The sequence below is a fragment of the Streptomyces nogalater genome (assembly GCF_039532885.1).
In the GTDB taxonomy this organism is placed as follows: domain Bacteria; phylum Actinomycetota; class Actinomycetes; order Streptomycetales; family Streptomycetaceae; genus Streptomyces; species Streptomyces nogalater.
In genome coordinates this window covers 24,764-43,154 of the sequence record NZ_BAAASM010000012.1, presented here as the reverse complement: position 1 = coordinate 43,154, position 18,391 = coordinate 24,764, and the positions used below count along the sequence as shown (strand labels likewise).

The following is an 18,391-nucleotide window of genomic DNA, read 5'->3' as shown; positions in this document are numbered from 1 at the left end:
GGTGGGTGGCCCGGGGCAGGCGGCTTGGTTGTCCGCCGTGCGCCTGTCCCGGGGCGTAGCTACAGCGCGACGTCGCAGTCGCTGGTCCAGCTGACGGGGTAGTTCAGAGGCCGGCCGTCGCGGCCGGCCATTCCAGCTCCCAGACGGGCCGCAGCCCGCGCGCTCCCCACTGGTCCGGCTGTTTGCCGGGGATTTCGCGTCCGGCCGACCGGGCGGCGAGCGCTGTGGCATACACCTCATGCGCGCGGCGCAGGGCCTCGGCGGGGGAGTCGGCGACGCCGGTGAAGACGTGCACACCGTTGTGACTGAGCGCTTCACTTGGCCAGTTGAGTACTTGACCACAAACCAGCGCGATCATTCTGGGATGAATGATCATCTGTCTACTGCAGGACTAACCACCGAACGGCTGAGGCGATACACGAAGGCCGAGCAGGATGAAATCCTCGGCGCCGGCGCCGATCCCTTCGGCGTCGCGGACAGCGGCTTGACATGGTTGCCCAAGGAAGATCATTTCGGCATCAGGCTGAAGGGTCGCCTCGTAGCCCACGCGGGCCTACTAAGACTCCCCTTGTCGATCGGGGGAGCCGGTACGGAGGCAGTAGGTGTCGGCGGGGTCGCCGTCGCGCCCGATCTCCGAGGACAAGGACTCGCGCGACTCGTCGTGACGGCAGCTCTGGACCACGCACGGACGATGGGGCCGCAATACGGGCTTCTCTTCTGCCGACCGCCGCTCGTCCCCTTGTACCAACGGCTCGGCTGGCGAGCGCTAAAGCAGGACGTCCACGTCGAGCAGCCTGAAGGGCCGGTGGTCATGCCGCTGCGGACCATGTGGATGCCCTTGCGAGATGGTGCCGACTGGCCGACCGGAGAAGTACGCCTCCTGTCGTTCCCCATGTAAGTGGGCACCCAAGGTGACAGCTCAGGCCTCTGCCCGGCGCCTGCACGACCGCCTCAGTCAGGACCTCGACGCGGAGCACTCAAATCGGCCAACTCCAACGCTCACTGGCCAACTGAAGCGCTCAGTCACAACCGTGCTGGTCGAGGTTGGTGCTGTCGTGTATGGGGACGTCGACCTCGTAGATCCGCAGGTGCATGACGTCCAGCTCCTCTCGCTGCTCGGTGATGAGGGACCACCGCGACCGCCCCCGGCCCAGGGTCGGCGGGTCCGGGGCGGCACGGAGGACTATCACCCACTACGGCAAGGACAGCTCCTGGGCAGGGACCTCGTACACGTCGATGACGTCCTCGCCGCCGGACCAGGTGCCGGGGGCGTAGCGGATGTAGACGATGTGCAGCGGGGAGCCGTTGCGGGCGGTGATGTCGTACTCGTGCACGGTGTGCTTCTTTAGGGCGGAGCGGACGGCCGGGGCCACGGACCGGGCGGGCACCCGGGACGGGAACGGCAGGAAGTGGGCGCCGTTGACTGTTGTGTACTGCAGAGCCTGGCGCGGCCAGATGCGGGCGGCGTTCATCGCGCCGTGCTCGCGCAGGGACTGCCTGTGGGCGGCGTAGTACGCCTCCGCGGCGGCGGACATGGGCATGAGCAGGTCTCCTTCGGTGTGCCGGTCGGATCAGAAGTCGAAATCGAGCCGGATGGTGATGGGGATGCGCCGGTCGCCGGAGCGGGTGTGGACGGTGCTGCGGTGTGCCGCGAGGCCGGCGGCGCCGCCCTGGATCGGGAGGTGGCAGGTGGGGCAGCCGTGCCACCAGTCGTCCCCGGCCGGGAGGTCGGCCGGGGTGAGCGGGTGCGGGTGCGGGTCGTCGGCGGCCCGGCTCATCCGCGGACCGCCTCGGCGTGCTGCGCCTGCAGGCCGTACTCCGTGTATGTGTCGTCCAGGTCGTGGTCGGCGGCCTCCTGGTCGATGTCGTCGGTGCCGCCGTGGACGGTGCAGGTGATGTCCTCGTCCTGGTCCAGGCCGCCGTTCAGTGCCCGGTACAGCCAGGTGATGTTGTAGACGGGCGCCCAGGCCGGGGCAGTGCATTCGTCGTCGTGCGGGCACGGCACCAGGACGTCGAATCCGTAGTCGCCTTCGCCGTCGACGTCGGTGCGCAGGGCGAGGGTGAGGTGCTGCCGACCGAGGCGGATCTCCGCGACGGGGTCACCGCCGGCGAGGGTCGAGCCGGACTTCCACTGCCACAGCGGCAGGATTTCGGGGCCGAAGACGCGGCGCACGAGGAGCAGGCCACCGAGGCCGTCACCGCCGTCCAGGCCGAGGTCGGCCTGCCGGGCCGTGCTCAGGCGCTCCAGGAAGGGGAGCAGCTGGCCGAGGTCGTCGGAGAAGACGACCTCCGCGAAGCCCTCGGCCTTGAGGGTGCGGTGGGAGTCGATCATGTCCTGGCGCTGCTGGAGGACCGTGGCCTCCGGCACGGTGCGGTTGGCCGGCCGCGGGCCCTGCCGCTCGATGCAGACGCTGCCGGGGGTGGTCACCAGGACGGCGATGGGCAGCATGCCGTGCCGCAGGGCGGCGGCGACCAGCGGCTCCCGGGCGGACCGGCTCACGTTGGTGGCGTCGACCACCGTGAACAGGCGCCGCCGCATCCTCGCTTCCAGGAGCAGGTGCAGGGCGGCGACCGCATCGGCGGTGGCCGCCTGGTCGCCCGCGTCGTTGCTGACCGTCTCGCGCAGCGCGTCCAGGGACAGGACCTGCGAGGCGGGCCAGGTGGCGGCGAGCGTGGACTTCCCGGCGCCGGCCGGTCCGATGAGGACCACCAGGCTGCGCTCCGGCATCGGCGGGTAAATCAGCTGGGTCATACGACTTCTCCTCGGTGAAGGGGCGCGGGCAGCCTGGGAGCAGTGCCCGCGGTCGGGGGTGGGACGGAGCACCCCTGGCAGTCCTCACGTGGACGGAGCCCGGCGTGCGCCTCACGGCCGACCGGGCTCGGTCCGCGCGGTGGCGGTGGCACGGACGGTGTCGGCGAGCAGCACGGTCAGCTCGTGTCCGTGGGCGACGGCGTCCTCCAGACGCTGGATGAGCTCGGGGGCCAGGCCGCGGGTGCGGGCGCCGGCCAGAACACCCTCCAGGTAGAGGACATCGGCAAGGAGGCGGCCTCGGACGTCGAGGACACCGGGCTGCAGCGCCAAGGCGGTGGTGTGCTTCGCGGTGGCCAGGGCTGCGTGGTCGGCGGCCCCGCGGTAGGCGGTCTCGGACTGCTCGGTGAGCAGCGCGTCGACCTCGGTGGTGGTGTCGTAGGCGCGGCGCCAACCGAGGCGCGCGGCGGTGGCATCGATCAGGGAGCGGCGGGTGAAGGGCACAGTGACCTCCGGGGGAGGGCCCATCGCCTGGTCCTGGTGACCGGGCGGACACCGCACGGCCCCGGCCGCCGGGGAAGGTCGGCCAGGGGCGCACGGAGAGCGTCGGTCAGCCCTGCGGAAGGCGGCGTGCGTAGTAGCTGACGCGGTCGCTGTGCTCACTGGTCTGGGTGCGCAGGATTTCCGGCTGATCAACCGCTAGTTGCTGGAGCGTGGCCTCGATCCAGTCGTTGGTGCGCTGAATGGTGAGGCGGAGCAGGTCCAGCGACTCGAGGTGGATCTGCTCGTCCGCCCCCCGGTTGCGGAAGGCGGTCACCCAGGTCCGCAGCTGCTCGCGGACGGTGTCGTCGTCGGGGCGGGCCGGGATGTCGCGGGGGACCGCGCGGCAGCTGGAGGCGTGCTCGTTGGCAGCCGCCGCCGCGTCCTCAAGCTGGAGCCAGTCGTAGCCGGCACGGCGGTTGGCCGACGTGCGGAAGTGGCAGCCGAGGCAGGCGACGGTGTGCCGGTAGCCCTGCGCGGCGGTGTAGACGAGGACGACCGCGTGCACCTGGGTCCAGTACCGCTCGACGACGGTGACACCTTCCGGCGTCCAGGTCTCCCCGGTCTCGAACCACGGCTCGGGCTCGACGGGCGCGGGGGCGGGGGCGGGGGCGGGGCGGCGGGAGAAGAGGGTGAGGGCCACAGGGCTACTCCTTGTCGGTGGTGGTGGGCTGGGCGTGCCGGGTGGCGGTGGCGGCCACGGTGATGCGGAACAGGACGAGCGCGTACGGCCAGCTACTCATCCGGCAACCGCGAGGGCGGCGGCGGTCAGGAGGAGGGCGAGGGCGGCGAGGAGGCAGTCGACCGCGCGGGCCAGGCGCTCGAATTTGGTGACCGCGAGGCCGGATAGCGCCCTGACGCGGGTGAGGCGGGTGTCCTCGCTCATTGCGGCGAGCAGTGCTTCATCGGTCAGCTGCGCCCAGAGGGGGAAACCCTCCCGGACGGTGCGTCGTCGGCCGCCGAGGTCGGGGCGTACGACCAGGAGCAGCAGCACGGCGGCGGCCGCGAGCGCGAGGCCGGCGGCACCGCCGGCCACCTGGGCGGCCAGCGGCAGGTCCTTATCGGCGAGACCGGCGAGACCGGCTAGGACCGCACCGTCGAAGGCTAAGAGCAGCGCCGCCTTAGTGTCGGCGCGGCCGATCGCCGCTTCGAGATCGGCGCAGGCCGCGTTCAAATTCTTGTCCGGGTCACACGGGGTCTGGGGGGTGATCGGGTTGGTGCCGAAGGGTGTCATCGGCTCAAGGTCCCTTCCGGCCGGGCTGTCCGGCTCCCCTTCACCACCCGGCCCGGCAGCGGCCGGGGCGGGTGGATCAGGCAGCCGCCAGATCGGTAGGCGGGCGGGGTGGGTTCAGAATGGGGGTTCGTCCGGCCAGGGGTCAGTGGAGCGCTCGGGCAGGAGCGTGATGCGCAGCGTGCGACGGCCGGCCCAACAGCCGCACGCTTCCATCTCCGGGTTCGCGCCGCCGCCCCACCAACCGCCCGCGCCTCGGCAGTCGGGGCAGGAGCGGCGGGGCCGGGGCATCAGCTCGATGCGGTGCCGGTCGGCGTACAGCCGCCAGTGACCGGCCTTGAGCATGGCGGCGGCCCTCGCCGCGGCGAGCGGGACGGCGGCGGCGAGCATCAGAGCGGCGCGCAGGTGGCGGGTGGTCACGTCAGCGGGATTGCGCGGCAGACGGCGGCGTGGTTGTTGGCCTTCTCGCGGATGCTGAACAGGTAGCCCTCCTCCGGGAACTGCGAGGTGGCCTTGCAGCCGTGGCGCTTCCAACGGTTCTTGAAGTGCTCACCGAGGCCGATGACGTCGACGAACGATCCGCCGATCGTGACGAACCGGATCTGGAGGTTCTTGGGCCGCTCGGGCTCGGTGAAGGCGGATGCGCGGACAGTGGTGCTCATGGGCGGTGGTCCTCTCGGATCAGGCGGCCAGCAGGTGCGTGGGCGGGGGCGCGATGTAGGAAGCTGGGTCGGCTGGCGTGCCGTCGTAGCACTCCAGGCAGGACCCCAAGGTCTTCAGTGGGAGGCAGTGGAAGTAGCGCCGGCCGCAGGCGGGGCACGTCTGGCGCTTGGCCATGGCCTTGTCGAGCGCGGCTTCCTTCGCGAGGGTCATCGGGAGCTTCGGCTTCGCCTGGTCGATCCGGTACAGCCACGCGAAGCGGCGGCCGCCGCGGCATTCGATCCGGGCGACGGGCTCCTGGCCGCCGGGACGCAGGCCCATCTCCCGCAGCTGGCGGCGGGTCGCGAGGGCGTGCCCGGCCTGCTTCCACCGGAAGACCGGTAAGGAGCCGTCGCCGGAGTCGTACGGGTCGACGTCGACCAGGTCCTGGTCGGCCATCACCTGCTCCAAGTGCCGGGGAGCCGGGTGGGACGGTGCGGGTAGCGGGGCCCGGGGCGCTGCGGGCGGGGCCGGCCGATCCGGCGGCGCGGGCGGGGGATGAGCACGAGCTGGTTCTCCTCGATTCACGTGTCGGTGGGCGGCAAGCGCCGCGCCCGCTGGCGGTGTTCGCCAGCGGGCGCGTGCAGAGCGGCCGGCCAGCTGTCCAAGTCCCAGCCCTGGGGGCGGGAGTCAGGCAGAGCGGCCGGGGGGGTGAGGTCGGCCGCCAGGTCAGGTGCGTGCCGCCTGGAGCGCCTTGAGCTCGCGGACCGTGGCGCACGGCCCGCTGGTGGCGCACATCGACTCATACGAAGGGACCGGGCTGTTCCTCCCGCACGCCTCGTTCGCGACCTGTGTGACGATGCGCATCAGGTCCGGGTCGGCCTTGCGGCACTCGCTGCTGGTGCCGCCGACGCCGTGCCGCTTGGCGCTGCGGATGTGCTGCCTGGCCAGCCGCGCGGCCCACCGGCGGTCGTGCGGGCCGCGGTTTTCCTGGACCTTCCCCGAGTCGTGGAAGGTGTCCGTGTGGCAGTGCGTGCAGTGGAACGTGACGAGTTTCTTCTCGGGCCTGCCGGGGAGCCAGGAGCCGTGGAACTCGTAGACGAGGACCACGCCACCCTCGGGGTGCTCAAAGCTGGTCACGACGCCGCGCCCGTCGGGGTTCCACGTGGTGTCCGGGATGAACACGTCCCATCCGTCGGTGTTCGGCCAGTGGTCGTAGGTCTGTCCCTGCGAGACGTCGAGGCGCGAGGACGGGTCGCTGTTGTAGGTGGTGATCTGCTCGATCGAGCCGACGTACAGGCGGGAGTGCTCCTCGCTCTCCAGGAACGCGAGCCCGTACCCCTCCGGGCGGCGGTGCTGGGGCGGGAAGAGCGACTGCATCGCTTCGAAGTTCTCGTGCTGCGGGGTCAGGACCCCGGTCAGCGAGATCCGGTACCACTCGGCGTGCGTGACATGCGTGGGGTTGGTGTCGCTGACGTAGTGGACGTTCGCGGCCACGAGGCCTCCTTCGTCGTCGTCGGGGTGGTGCTGGCGGCCGGTCGGCCTGTCCGGCTCTCGCGCACCCGGGACGGGGTGGGCCAGAGCCAGGCGGGGCGACCGGAGTCAGTCCCGGAAGGGGCAGCCGCTGTGCGGGCGGTCGTCAGCGGGCTGAGCCGGGGCCGGAATGTGGATTTCGGGCCGGACGGTGACCTGGGCCGGACGCCCGACGACGACTCGGCGGCGCAGGGTCAGGCCGCGCAGCGCGAACGCGGACAGCAGCGTCCAAGCGAGGACGACGAGTCCGGCCGCGACAGGACGGCTGGTATCCGGGGTGGCCACCCAGACCATGAACACCGTGGACGCACCCCACACCGCCCACGCCACGCGCACCCCAGTGCGCCGGGTGAGGCAGCCGACGACCAGGCCGGTGATGCCGGTGAGCAGCCACAGCGTGTAGACGGTGGAGGCCGCGACCGGGAGGCCAGCGGAGTGCTGAGCGATGTAGGTGCGGACCGGCTGGTCGACGACGGCGGCCACGCCACTGGAGGTGTCGACGCCGACCTGCACCCTGGGCACGGCGGTGAGCAGCTGGTGCAGCTGCTGGAGGATGACTTCGCCGGCGGCCTTGGCCATCAGCACGACGAAGGACACCCCGACCACCATCAGGACGGCGCGCAGCCAGGGCGCCATGTGCCGAAGGCCGCTCCGGGGGGCGCTGAGGACGTCGTCCCACATCTCGTGCAGGACGCCGCCCTCGTCCCAGGTCTCTTTCCACCAGGCGCGCAGCGCGGCGAACCGGGGCTCCTCGGGCGGCGCCTTCGGGAAGGGCACGGGGAGGTAGACGAGTTCCTGGCGGTCCTGGCGGGTGTTGTCGTTGGACTGCACGGGGCGACTCCTTGGTGTCAACTCGGGTGATCGGGTCATGCAGGAGGGCGTGAAGAGGCCGGGCGGCCTGGCCCGCACCCGGCCGCGAGGGTTCGGGTGCGAGGCAGGTGGTCCGGAGCGGGGGTTAGAGGCCGCGGGCGTCGGCGAGGTGGGCGGCTTGGTCGACCATGCGCAGTGGGGTGCGGCCGGTGGCGAACGCGTCGTTGAAGGAGGGCACGGAGTCCACGTTGTCGCCGAAGCGGCGGCGGATCGCGTCCAGCAGTACGGCGACGGCGCTGGCTTCCAGGCCGCTGTCGCCGCCGGCCTCGGCCCGGATGGCTCCGAGCATGCAGCGGGCGCCGTCCTCGTCGACCAGGACGCCGGAGCACCAGCCGCCGGTGAGCAGCCGGTGGTGGGCGCGCTGCAGAAGGGCCGCAACCGGGGTCGGGTACGGCTCGGGCAGCGGGGCCGGGCGGGTGTCGACGGGGCCGGTGACGACATCGGCCAGGTCGAGCGGCTCGGTGGGGATGTGCGCGGTGTTGACCTCGTAGGCCACAGCCGCTTCGTCCAAGCGCGCGGTCATCACCGTGTTGATGAGCGCCAGGCGTTCCTCGATGGACAGTTCCATCGACGGCGCGGACGCTGCGCTGGTCGCGGTCTTGACGACGGGGTGGGTCTGGGGCATCAGGGGCTCCGTGGGCGTCGAAGGGCGCGGGGGCGGGGATGGCGGCCTTCGACGCCGGCGACCGGGCGGTCAGAGGCTGGCGATCCAGCCGGTGACCGTGCTGATGGCGCTGGTGATGACGGGGGCGGCGCCGGTGGAGGCGAGGAAGAAGCCGAACCCGGTGCAGGCCAGGGCGGGTGCGGGGCGTACGGTGCCGCCGCGGATGAGGACGACGACGATGATGCCGAGCAGGACGACGGCGGAGATCGATACGGCCACGGGCGGTGTGTCCTTTGCGGGTGTGGGCAGAACCCGGCCGGATACGGCCGGGCCCTGCGAGGGGGGCTGGGGCGCGGGTGGGTCAGACGCCGGAGAGGTTCTTGATGGCCTCCAGCGCCTGGCGGGGGGTGGTGACCGCGTCGCGGCGCGCGGCGGACCTGCTGCCGCCGCGTGTGCCGCCGCCCTTCTTGGGCGCGTCGTGGTCACCGTCCTCGTCGCCGGGTTCGGGGCCGAACTCACCGGGCCGGGGCGGCTCGGTCCAGTCGAACCACAGGTCCCGCTTCTCCAACTCCGCGATTTCGTAGTCGGTGAGGGTGGCGACGGTGTCGGGGAAGTAGCGATCGATGCCGCCCTTGAAGTCCATGAACAGGGTGCGCAGGACCTCAGGGTGCTTGCCTTCGACGATCCATCCCGCGCCACCGGTGTTGGAGTTGGAGGGCGGCTCGGGCTCGCCGCGCATGATCCGTTCGATCCGGCCCTTCTCTTCAGGGGAGAAGGAGCGGGGGAGGGGGTCGGGGGTGTTCTCGGGCGCGATGCCGAGGGCCTTGAACATGTCGCTGACCTTCTTCGGCGCAACCTTCAGCACGACGGGGATGCAGTTTTCGCGGAGGTTCTCGCACAGCAGCTGCGTGAACCCGTCCTGCACGTAGATGGACTGGCCGGCCACCTTCAGACCGACGCCGTACTTGCGGCCCTTGACCGACACCATCTCGGCAAGGTCCATGATCTCCGCGCCGTACAGGTCGTCGCGAGCGGCGGAGAGGAACTCGTCCAGGTAGGTGGACAGCATCCGATAGGGGCAGCCCGGGCGGGTCGCGTCCCACTCGTGGACCTCACCGTCCTCCCACGGCATCTCGCCGCGGATCTCCATCAACGCGACCAGGACCCGCAGGAGCCGGACCATGTAGAGCGGGCCAACGCCGTAGCGGGCGGTGTGCCGGCCCAGCGCGGCCGTTTTCTCGTCCGGGGACTCGGTGGCGAGCATGACCACGGCCCCGAACAGGGCGTCGGCCGCGACGTGCAGGCCCATCAGCTGGGTCTTGCCGCCGCCGGAGGGGGCGACGAACAGACCGTGGGCGGCGCCGCGGTCGGTGTAGACGCGGTTGCGAGCGGGCTGACCGTTGCCGAGGTAGCCGGTCACCCACCGGCCGTCCGCGTCGGGGGTGAGCAACTCCCTGGTGGCGGGGAAGACCTGCGCCAGCGGCGAGGTGTCCCACAGGGAGACCAGGATCTGGTTGGCGTCGACGGTGACGAACAGCCGGCCTTCGTCGTACTTGGTCTTCAGCACGGCCGCCAGGGCGTGCTGGTTGACGCGCGGCTCGCCCATCTCGTCGGGGACCTGGGCGATGTAGTGGGTGACCTTCCGTCCCTCGTCGCGGACCTTCTTCACGAACTGTGAGCCGGGCACGGGCCCGCCCGCAGCGCCGATCCGGTCGGCCCACCACTCGTCGGTGGTGGGCGCCTTGCGGCGCCGCTCGTTCGCGTCGGGGGTGACGTCGACCTCTTTCCAGCCGGGTCCGCCCTCGCGCCCGTACTGCCGCAGGACCTCCCTGATGGTCACGTCGGTGACGTCCACGCCGAACGCAGCGGCGATGTCGTCCTCCTTCAGGCCGGAGATGGCCCGGCCGACCTCGGAGGCGCGCAGCAGCAGGGACAGGTCGTTGGGCATGCCCTCGTGCGGGATGGCCTTGACGACGATGGTGCGGCCGGGCATACCGCGGGTCTCCCACAGCCGGCGGACCTGCCGGGTGAAATGGTCGGCGCCGTCGTCGGGCTGAGCTGGGGAGAAGACGGGCTCGGGCGGGGCGGGCTGCAGGTGCGGCACGGGGGCGGGGGCAGCGAGGGCGGGCCGGTGACGGCGGCGGGAGTGCCGGGAGAACGGCATCACCAGCCAGCCCGCCGCCGCCCATCCGGCAGCGAGCCAGGCGTCCAGGCACCAGGGGCCCCAGCCCACGGTGTTCTTCGCGGCGACGTCGACGGCGGCCGCGAGCACGAGCGGCGACCAGCGCAGGATCTTGCGTCCGGCGCCGGGCTTGTCACTCTTGGCGGCCAGGACCCAGCCGCCGATGCCAGCGGCGCCCGCCAGCTGCACGACCGTGTTGACGGGGCTGTCGGGGTAAAGGTTCGGGACCGCGGCGAGGACCGGCGCGGCCAGGGTGTACACGGTGCGTTCCAGGGCGACGCTGCGCGGCACGGACACAGGGGTGCTCCTCAGCAGATACGCGAGGGGCGGCCCACGCCGTGCCGGCGGGGGCCGCCCCTCGAATGGGATGGCAGGGTGGTGGATGGGTCAGTGGGCGAAGAAGCCCGGCTTGGGGGTGCGCTCGCGGCGGCTGGAGCGGATGTCGTCCAGGGCCTGGTACAGCCGCGCGTGCCTGCGCCGCGCGGCGTGCGCCATGCCGGAGACCTCCTCGGCCGCCTGCTGCAGCTTCTGCACCTCCGCGGCCGCGCCGCCCAGAGCAACGGACACCTGGTTGGTCATCTCGATGAACTTGACGTCCAGTTCCGCGTTGGCGATGGCCACGGCCAGATTCTCGGCGCGATAGGCGTTGGTGCGCATGCCGCGCAGCAGCGCCTCCAGCTCGGTGCCAGCCATGTCCATGGACTTGCTCAGCTTCTTGAGCTTGCCCTGGACGGCCTTGTAGCGGTTGTCGCCGTCTGTCGGGGCGGCAGCCCCGCTGGTGCGGGGCGTGAGGCTGCTCATCAGTGCTTTTCTCTCTCCTGCTAGTCGTGGTGGGCGGCGGCGGAGGCGTGGGCCAGGCCCGCGTCGTCCATGGCTCGGATGTCCTCGCCGTAGACCCGGCCGACGTAGATGGCGGTGATCCGGGCGCCCTGCGAGGCGATTTCGCATTCGGTGGCGCACCGTTCGGCGAGCTGCTTCATACGCATCGCGGCGTCGGCCAGGTCGGTGATCTGGTCGACGACCTCGGTGGCGATGTTGTGGTCACCGCCCAGGTCGGTCGCCATGTCCCGCAGGGCGTCGGCGACTTTGCCGAGCGCGGCGGCCAGGTCCTGGGCGCGGTCCTTGTCGGTACCGGCGGCGATCGCGATGTTCACGATCTCCATCAGGTATTCCTCGAAGGTGATGTCGGTGCGGTGCTTCGCGCTGAGACCGGTCTGGGCCGAGCCGGTCTTCCTGACCGTCGATGCCACGGGGTCCTCCTGTGCAGTAGGTCGGGTGGTGCCGGGACGCTGGGTGTGGGGCTCCGGGGCCCGGGGGAGACTCGCCGGGGCCCAGACGGTGGTGCCGAACGGGTCGGACGGGTCATCGACAACAACCGCGTCCTCAATGACTTCCTCAGCCGGTTCCCGCTTCCAGAGCTTGTCCGGGCCGTCGGGGCGGTCGACGGTGACCCCGAGGGTCTCGGGCCGGACCGTCTCAGAGGGGCCCTCCGGCGGAGGGGTGTCCTCGCCCCGGGCACGCCAGCGATCACTTTTCTCTTTGGCCCACGCGCGCAGCGCGGCCATAGTGACCTGGAACCAGGCTTCCGCTGCCTCGTCGTCGTCTTCCGCCCAGGCGAAGCCGCCGGGTGATCCGGGATCGGACTCTCCGGCAGGGCCATCAGAGGCCGGGCCGGCTGCCGTACCGTTACCTGACGGCCGGCCCGCGCTCTCCCCGGAGTCGGCCTTACCTGCCTTGCCTTCCGGCTCTTTCCCCCCACTTCCACCAGACGGCTCCTCACCGTCCTTCGTGTCGGCGCCGGGATCCTTGGCCGCGCCGCCGTCCTTCGGGCCGTCAGCGGCCGTTTCAGGGCCGTCCTTGGGCATCTTCTTGGTGGTGGCCTCGGAGTCCTTCTCGCTCGTGGACTCCTCGCCCTTGCCCTTCTCGGGCTCGTCCTTCCCGGCTGCGCGGCGCTTGTCCCAGCGGTCCTGGATGCCTTCCATCACCGCCGCGCCCAGCGTGGTGCGGTCCTCGGCTGCCTTGGCAGCCTCCCGCTTCGCCTTCCTCGCGGCCTTCCGCTCCGCCTTCGCCCGGCGCCGCTCCTCCCACTCCGCCTGCCGGTTGGCACGGCCCTGGTCGCGGTCCTTGCTGCGGTCGGCGAGGTTGGCGGCCTGGTCGGCGCTACGCCGCTGGTCCCGGGCCGCCTGGCGGGCGGCAGCGCGCTCCTGGCGCCCGCGGGCTCGTTCGGCCCGCGGACTGACGGCCGGCGACTGCTGCTTCGTGCCGCCGTCGCCCTTCGAACCGCTCTTGCCGGATCCGGAGCCGCCCAAGCTGTTCTTGCCCGAGCCACCCGAACGTCCGCTGCCTGAGCCGCCAGAGCCGTTCTGACGGCCTTTGGTGCCCGGGGACGGCTCGTTGGCCTTAGATCCGCCTCCACGGCCGCCAGCAGCGCGCTCAGCGCCCTTACCGGCGCCCTTCGGGGAGTTGCCGCCCCCGGACCCACGCCCGATCCCACCGGACCCGTTCGCCCCCGGGCCCCGGCCACCGCCGGTGCCGCCCCGTCCCGAGCCGCCGGAGCTGCCGCCACCGCCACGCGATGTCCCACCCCCGCCGCCGGCCTTGGAGCGGCCCCCTTTGTCGGCGCCCATCCCGGATCCGGAAGATCGCGAGCGGTCGGCGTCGGCCTTGCCGCGCGCCGCCGCCTTGTCGCCCTTCGCTTTCATCATCGCGGTGTGGAGTTTGGCGCTCTGCTCCATCAACGCCGTTTCCCGCGCGGTACGGGCTTCCAGGAGCGCGACCTTGCGCGCTATTTCCGCCTCACGGAACGGCGCTTCGGCGGCGTTCCGGTCCCGCGCCACCTCGAGCCGGTATTCCAGCCAGTCACCGAGACGGTCGGCAAGAGAACGAGGCTGAACATATTCACCCTCCTCGTATTCTTCATCACCGGAATCCGGGGCGGCAGGCATTCCTGTTTCCCTCAAGGCGGTTTCCGGGGAAATAGGACCCCGAATAGGCGGAGCGGTTGCCGTTTCCGTCAGGGACGAGGAGCCGTCGCCACCGGAATCACTGTCAGACGGTTCCGAATAGAAAAGATCCCCTCCGTCGGGGGCGTCCGGCATTCCTCCGGATTCACCGCCCCGGGTGGGGAGGTTGATCACGTTGCTGTCGGTGTCGTCGGACACGCGACCCCTCCTCCTGGGCTTGACAGTCGGCACCGGCCTCGCGTACGCGCGTGCGCGGCACGCGCGGCACGCGGCACGCGCGGCACGCGTTGGGATCGCCGAAGGGCCGCCCCCGGGGATCGGGAGCGGCCCTTCGTGCGGGACGCGGGGAGCTAGCCGCCGTGACGGATGTAGACGTTGTGCAGGGCGAGCGTCACCTCGCGGATGAAGTCCTTTTTCCCTGCGCGATAAGCCTGCGTGCCCCGGATATTCACAATCCGAAGCCAGGCGTAGAAGGTACCAAGGTCTTCTCCGTGCTGAGCGACCAGTTCTTGCTTGATTTTCCGCTCGTATTCCGCACGGTTAAATTTCTTCCGCTCTGCTTTCGTGAGCGGGCGACCTACACTCACGCCGACTCCCTACGGTCCAGGTTGTAAATCGACGTGGGGTCACCATAGCCCATATTTGAGCTCTGCGCACCCTGCTGCCCCGGGGTTTCCGGGGCAGCCTGGAGCGGCGGATGGTCCTTCCGCGCCTTGAACTGCGCCTTTTCCTTTCGCTGCTTCTTGACCTCCTTCACCTTTTCGTCGTGGGCGTGGCGCTTATGGGCGCTCTTTTCGAGTCCGGACGTGACGCCCTTGAGGTGCTTGATGATGTCATGCAGGGACTTTTCCACCGGGAAAGAGCGCAGGAAAGCCTGGCCCAGTTTGTCGCCCTCCACGCGGGTTCCGCGGCAGTGCACACGGGTCTCGCGCTGGAGGACCTCCAGCTTGGCGGCCATGTCCAGCGCGACCCGGTGGAAGTCCGCGAGGTAGTGCGCGTAGGCGGCGGGATTCTGCGCGATCTCGCGCAGCGCCGCGTTCGGGTCGTCAAAGAGGGGGTTGTCTTCGGTGCTCACGGGTCCTCCGCGGGGGTCGGATCTGCTGTACTCGGGGGCTGCCTGGCCCGTCGCACCCGTGCTTGGGCGCGGAGGCGGGTGAAGTGGCCTGCCGGCCGTGGCCGCCACCGGACCGCGGTCGGTGGGCGAGCGCGGTCCGGTGGCGACTATGGGCGGCAGGGCGGTTGTGCGGGCGGTCCGGTCAGCGGACCGTGTGCTGCTTGAGCGCGACGGCGATCTGTCCGGCGCGGTCCGTGGCGATGGAGCCGCCCTCGTCCCGGACCGCCTTGGCGATGTTGGCCCGGTTCAGCGACTTGTTCTCGGTCCGGAGCCGGTCCAGCGCGGTCCGCTCCAGGTCCGTGAGCGTGATGACCGTGAGGTCCGGACCGCTGTCCTCGGCCCGGTCCGGGCCCAAGGCGCCTTCCGGGGCTTCCTGGTCGGCCGGTCCAGTGCGGTCCGGCTCCTGCGGTCCGGGAGTGACGTCGGAGGTCCGGACCGTCACCTTGCGCGTGCCCGCCGTGCTCTGGGTGGCGGGCACGGTCCGAGGGCCACGGTCCGGACCGGGGCCAGTCAGCTGGTCAGCGTTGTGCGGTCCGCCCGGACCGGCCTCCAGGGCGAGCGCCGGTCCGCCGGTTCGGTCCGTGGCTACTGCGGTCCGGACCGGGCCGTGGACCGCCTTCCGATCGGCCGGACCGGAGCGGACCGCGTATCCGCCGTGCTGGACCGGGCGGACCGGAGCGGGGCTGTCCAGCGGTCCGGTCCGGTCCGTGCGGGTCAGGGTGAGGACGGTGGGGATGGCGGCCGGTCCGTGGTCGTCGGCCCCGACGCGGGGGACGACGACCCGGTGCAGGGCCCGACCGGTCCGGACCGCCTTGCGGTCCGCGAGCTCGGCCCCGGCTGCGGCCCAGGCCCGGTCCAGCGTGGTCAGGCGCGGGTCGGTGATCGCCAGCGACCAGGCGGTGAAACTGTGGACCGGGTAGCGGATCCAGCGGACCGCCCCGATGGACGGGCGGGCCTTGGCGACCTTGCCGTCCTCGCGGAGCTTGCGGCGGTGGATCAGCGAGGCGTACAGCTCCCACAGCACCATGCCCACGATGCTCATGGCGGCGAACGCCACCGCCTTCGGGGTGAAGTGCCAGTAGGTGATCTGCTCCGTCCAGATCTCCTTCTTCGCGTCCCAGACCCGGCTGCCGGCCACGGCCTGCCCGGAGGCGTGCCAGAAGTTCATGACCGCCGCCCCGAGAGCGAAGATCCAGGTGGAGACCCGGTAGAGGGTTCCGGCGTCGCCGCTCTGGCGGGCCTGGTGGTACATCCAGCCCACGAACGCCGTCGACAGCTCCCAGGCGGCGGCGAACAGGATCGTGAACGGCACGACCCAGCCGAGGATGTCCTCGGCGAACCCGGCCTGGCCCGTCCACGCCACGGCCATCGGGGCGGTGATCGGACCGATCACCATCAGGCGTTCCGCGTTGACCTTCACGAACTGCTTCACGCGGTCGGTCACGGTCGGCTTCCCGGCGCGGGACGCGGCCCGCAGCTCGCGGGCCTTGGCCTTGCGGGCCTCCTTCGCGTCCCGGCGCTCCCCCTTGGCCTCGAGCTTGAGGCGCTTGCGCTCCAGGGCCCGCTCGGTGCGGTCGGTGGCGCGCTTCATCCGGGCGGCGGCTTCGGCCACCATGTCGTCGGCGGCCTTCAGCGTGACCTCCGCGTCCGCTTCCCGCACCCGGGCCTGCGCCAGGGCCTCCTCGGCTTCCTTGAGCTGCGCGTCCCGCTTCGTGCGGGCCGCGGCCAGGATGCGGTCGGCTTCCTCGCGGGCCGTGCGGGTCAGCCGCTCGGCGTCCTCGGCCGCCGTCGCCCGCAGCCGGTCGATGTCCTCGTTGGCGAGCGCCCGCGTCCGAGCCGCATCCGCGCGGGACGCCTGCCGCTCGCGGGAGGCGTCCTCACGCAGCTCGGCGGCCGCCTTCTCCGCCTCGATGCGCACCTGCGCGGCCTGGGCGGCCGCGCTCTCGCGCAGCCGGTCGGCCTCGCCCCGCGCCTGCTCAAGGAGCCGTTCGGCATCGGTGGTGGCGCGGGTGCGGGTCTCCTTCGCGGTGCGCTCCGCGTCGGCGAGGGCCTTCGCGGCGGCCTGAGCGGCCTCAGTGCGGATCTGCTCCGCCTGCGCGGCCGCCGTGGTGGCGACCTCGTCCGCCTGGCGGCGCGCGTCGGCGAGCAGCTGCTTGGCCTTCGCGTCGGCGTCGGCCAGGACCTCGTCGGCGTCGGCGGCTGCGGCAGTCGCGGCCTCCGTACGGACCCGGTCCGCGTCGGCCTGCGCGGCGGCCAGAATCCGGGACTGCTCGGTCGCGGCCGCCTCGGTGATCGAGGCGGCCTCGGTGCGCGCACCGTCCAGCAACTCGGCGGCGCGCGCCTCGCCGTCGGCGAGGATCCGCGCGACATCGTCGGCGGCCAGGTCCCGAAGGTCGGCGGCGCGGTCCGCAGCGTCGGCCACGACCGGGTCGGCCTCCTCGAACACCAGCGGCACGGTGTCCTCAAGGGCGGCGGCCTGCGCGGGAACGACGGCCGGCGCCGGTGCCTTGGCGCGCCCGGTGGCGCGGGGCTTCGCGGCCGCGACGTTCTGGCGCCTGCGGCGGGTGGCGGTCCTGGGGGCCACGGTGTTGTCCTCTCTTACTTCCGGCGCCTCCGTGCAAGAGGCCACCGCGGTCGGCATCGGGTCGGTAAGGTCGTCACCAGGCCCTCCGAGGCCCCGGCAGCTGTCATGCCGGGGACTCGGAGGGCCGTTGTGCTGGTGCGGTCAGCGCGGGTCGGGTCAGGCAGCCGCCGCTCCCTGGCTGGGCCCGTAGGTCCGCGCGAACCGGGCGCCCGCGGACAGCAGGGCGGTGATGTCCGCGTGGGTGCGGTGCTGCCGCTCCGACCACGGCGTCGCGCGGGCGGTAGCCGATCCGGTGTGGGCCTGGATCAGCCGGTCCAGGACGTGGCCGGCCACACAGGCGGTGTCCGTGTCACCGTGCTCGCCGTCCTCGCCGACGTGGCGCAGTGCGGTGGACAGGGTCCGCTGCGGGCCGGTACCGCTCTCGTCGCGGACGTACCGCAGCAGCGCCTGGCCATCGCCTTGACCGTCATGGAGTCGTCGTCGACGAGGTCCGCGCCGGCCGACCAGTCCTTGCTGTAGTTGTAGGCGCGGATCCAGCCGTCCTTGTCGAGCAGGGCGACGGTGGCCTCCAGGTGGCGGGCCACGGCGTCGCCGGAGGACTCCTCACCGGACGGGCCGATCCACATCGGCAGGTAGGAGTCGGCCGTGATCTCCTGCGCCTTGCGCAGCGTGGCCTCGGTGAACACGGCAGCGGGGGTGATCGTCGTCTCGGGCATGTGAGCCTCTTTCAGGGGCGTTGGGTCCGGGCTGTCCGGCTCCCCGTCACCGCCCGACCCGACCGCCCGGGATACGGGTGGGCCGGCGCGGGCGGATCAGGCAGCCGTCAGGCCGTCAGCGCTCCAGCTGGCGCTTGAGTCGCTTCAGGTCGGCGGTGGACATGCCGGCCACGGCGCGGCGGACCGCGTCCTCACCGCCGGAGGCAGCGGCGTCGATCACCCTGCGGGTCCGGCTGCTGGTGGTGGCGGCGCGGGTCGCCTGGGCTGTGACCTGCGAGAGGGCGGCGGCGAATTCGTCGAGGTTGCGCATGAGGTGATCCCCTTTTGTTCTCGGGTGTGGTCCGGACTGTCCGGCTCCCCGTCACCGCCCGACCCGACCGCCACGGTGGTGGGCGGTCGGTGCGGGCGGATCAGGCAGCCGTCAGGCCAGCGCGGCGACGGGACGGTGCGGGGCGATGACCCGGCCGTCGGGGAGCAGCTCGCCGGTGTCCTCGAAGAGCACCAGGCCGTTGCAGAGCAGGCTCCAGCCCTTTTCCGGGTGGGCGGCCACGACGTACGCGGCCTCCCGGTCGGAGCTCTCAGCGACCGGGCACTTCGGGGTGTGCGTGCACAAGGAGTCCGGCAGCGTGGCGCCGGTCGTCGCGGTGTCGAGCAGGGTCTTGCTAC

At 71.7% G+C, this 18,391-nt stretch carries 25 protein-coding genes; 1 reads left to right on the top strand and 24 read right to left on the bottom strand.

Translation table 11 applies throughout. The features are described from left to right. Positions 1-103: 103 nt before the first annotated feature. Positions 104-376 (bottom strand): hypothetical protein, encoded by a 273-nt coding sequence (locus tag ABD350_RS10945; RefSeq protein ID WP_344347702.1) that lies wholly within the window; start codon positions 374-376, stop codon positions 104-106. On the opposite strand from ABD350_RS10945, the gene ABD350_RS10940 reads away from it, so the two are divergent. After that, positions 365-898, top strand: coding sequence for a GNAT family N-acetyltransferase (locus tag ABD350_RS10940; RefSeq protein WP_344347701.1), 534 nt, complete (start codon positions 365-367; stop codon positions 896-898). The genes ABD350_RS10945 and ABD350_RS10940 overlap by 12 nt on opposite strands. A gap of 121 nt (positions 899-1,019) precedes the next feature. On the opposite strand, the gene ABD350_RS10935 is transcribed toward ABD350_RS10940, so the two are convergent. From ABD350_RS10935 to ABD350_RS10820, 23 genes are all read right to left on the bottom strand, one after another. After that, positions 1,020-1,190, bottom strand: coding sequence for a hypothetical protein (locus ABD350_RS10935; protein WP_344347700.1), 171 nt, complete (start codon positions 1,188-1,190; stop codon positions 1,020-1,022). Positions 1,191-1,193: 3 nt separating this feature from the next. Continuing rightward, entirely contained in the window at positions 1,194-1,541 is a 348-nt protein-coding gene (locus ABD350_RS10930) for a hypothetical protein (protein WP_344347698.1), read from the bottom strand. A 30-nt stretch (positions 1,542-1,571) separates the two neighbouring features. Further along, positions 1,572-1,778 carry a hypothetical protein gene (locus ABD350_RS10925; RefSeq protein ID WP_344347697.1) on the bottom strand — a complete coding sequence of 69 codons (207 nt, stop codon included), beginning with the start codon at positions 1,776-1,778 and terminating at the stop codon, positions 1,572-1,574. Beyond that, positions 1,775-2,752 (bottom strand): AAA family ATPase, encoded by a 978-nt coding sequence (locus tag ABD350_RS10920; RefSeq protein ID WP_344347695.1) that lies wholly within the window; start codon positions 2,750-2,752, stop codon positions 1,775-1,777. Before ABD350_RS10920 ends, ABD350_RS10925 begins: the two co-directional genes overlap by 4 nt. Before the next feature lie 111 nt (positions 2,753-2,863). Continuing rightward, entirely contained in the window at positions 2,864-3,277 is a 414-nt protein-coding gene (locus ABD350_RS10915; protein WP_344347694.1) for a hypothetical protein, read from the bottom strand. Between the two features lie 82 nt (positions 3,278-3,359). After that, entirely contained in the window at positions 3,360-3,932 is a 573-nt protein-coding gene (locus ABD350_RS10910) for a hypothetical protein (RefSeq protein ID WP_344347693.1), read from the bottom strand. Positions 3,933-4,028: 96 nt separating this feature from the next. Continuing rightward, entirely contained in the window at positions 4,029-4,523 is a 495-nt protein-coding gene (locus tag ABD350_RS10905) for a Pycsar system effector family protein (protein ID WP_344347692.1), read from the bottom strand. A 114-nt stretch (positions 4,524-4,637) separates the two neighbouring features. Next, positions 4,638-4,940 carry a hypothetical protein gene (locus tag ABD350_RS10900; protein ID WP_344347691.1) on the bottom strand — a complete coding sequence of 101 codons (303 nt, stop codon included), beginning with the start codon at positions 4,938-4,940 and terminating at the stop codon, positions 4,638-4,640. Then, positions 4,937-5,182 (bottom strand): hypothetical protein, encoded by a 246-nt coding sequence (locus ABD350_RS10895; protein WP_344347690.1) that lies wholly within the window; start codon positions 5,180-5,182, stop codon positions 4,937-4,939. The genes ABD350_RS10900 and ABD350_RS10895 overlap by 4 nt, the downstream gene beginning before the upstream one ends. A 19-nt stretch (positions 5,183-5,201) precedes the next feature. Further along, the gene (locus ABD350_RS10890) at positions 5,202-5,618 is read right to left on the bottom strand and encodes an RRQRL motif-containing zinc-binding protein (protein ID WP_344347689.1); all 417 of its coding nucleotides are present in this window, start codon (positions 5,616-5,618) and stop codon (positions 5,202-5,204) included. A 270-nt stretch (positions 5,619-5,888) separates the two neighbouring features. Further along, positions 5,889-6,656: a hypothetical protein gene (locus ABD350_RS10885; protein WP_344347688.1), complete on the bottom strand. Its 768-nt coding sequence runs from the start codon at positions 6,654-6,656 to the stop codon at positions 5,889-5,891. 105 nt (positions 6,657-6,761) lie between these two features. Beyond that, a complete protein-coding gene (locus ABD350_RS10880) occupies positions 6,762-7,523 on the bottom strand; it encodes a hypothetical protein (RefSeq protein ID WP_344347687.1) in 762 nt (253 codons plus the stop codon). A 124-nt stretch (positions 7,524-7,647) separates the two neighbouring features. Then, positions 7,648-8,187, bottom strand: a complete 540-nt coding sequence (locus tag ABD350_RS10875; protein WP_344347686.1) for a DUF6197 family protein — start codon at positions 8,185-8,187, stop codon at positions 7,648-7,650. Between the two features lie 69 nt (positions 8,188-8,256). Then, positions 8,257-8,445 (bottom strand): hypothetical protein, encoded by a 189-nt coding sequence (locus tag ABD350_RS10870; protein WP_344347685.1) that lies wholly within the window; start codon positions 8,443-8,445, stop codon positions 8,257-8,259. A gap of 82 nt (positions 8,446-8,527) precedes the next feature. Continuing rightward, complete coding sequence (locus ABD350_RS10865) at positions 8,528-10,645, bottom strand: chromosome segregation protein ParM (protein ID WP_344347684.1); 2,118 nt, start codon at positions 10,643-10,645, stop codon at positions 8,528-8,530. 90 nt (positions 10,646-10,735) lie between these two features. Continuing rightward, complete coding sequence (locus ABD350_RS10860) at positions 10,736-11,149, bottom strand: conjugal transfer protein TraB (protein WP_344347683.1); 414 nt, start codon at positions 11,147-11,149, stop codon at positions 10,736-10,738. A gap of 20 nt (positions 11,150-11,169) precedes the next feature. After that, positions 11,170-13,509 carry an ATP/GTP-binding protein gene (locus tag ABD350_RS10855; protein WP_344347682.1) on the bottom strand — a complete coding sequence of 780 codons (2,340 nt, stop codon included), beginning with the start codon at positions 13,507-13,509 and terminating at the stop codon, positions 11,170-11,172. A gap of 152 nt (positions 13,510-13,661) precedes the next feature. Further along, positions 13,662-13,898 carry a GrpB family protein gene (locus ABD350_RS10850; protein ID WP_344347681.1) on the bottom strand — a complete coding sequence of 79 codons (237 nt, stop codon included), beginning with the start codon at positions 13,896-13,898 and terminating at the stop codon, positions 13,662-13,664. Beyond that, positions 13,895-14,386 carry a hypothetical protein gene (locus ABD350_RS10845; protein WP_344347680.1) on the bottom strand — a complete coding sequence of 164 codons (492 nt, stop codon included), beginning with the start codon at positions 14,384-14,386 and terminating at the stop codon, positions 13,895-13,897. The genes ABD350_RS10850 and ABD350_RS10845 overlap by 4 nt, the downstream gene beginning before the upstream one ends. Before the next feature lie 181 nt (positions 14,387-14,567). Then, complete coding sequence (locus tag ABD350_RS10840) at positions 14,568-17,009, bottom strand: collagen-like domain-containing protein (RefSeq protein ID WP_344347679.1); 2,442 nt, start codon at positions 17,007-17,009, stop codon at positions 14,568-14,570. Between the two features lie 156 nt (positions 17,010-17,165). Then, positions 17,166-17,450 (bottom strand): DUF6197 family protein, encoded by a 285-nt coding sequence (locus ABD350_RS37945; protein WP_425584186.1) that lies wholly within the window; start codon positions 17,448-17,450, stop codon positions 17,166-17,168. Positions 17,451-17,840: 390 nt separating this feature from the next. After that, positions 17,841-18,035, bottom strand: coding sequence for a hypothetical protein (locus ABD350_RS10825; RefSeq protein WP_189757313.1), 195 nt, complete (start codon positions 18,033-18,035; stop codon positions 17,841-17,843). 111 nt (positions 18,036-18,146) lie between these two features. After that, positions 18,147-18,338, bottom strand: a complete 192-nt coding sequence (locus tag ABD350_RS10820; protein WP_344347767.1) for a DUF5999 family protein — start codon at positions 18,336-18,338, stop codon at positions 18,147-18,149. Between the last annotated feature and the right edge of the window lie 53 nt (positions 18,339-18,391).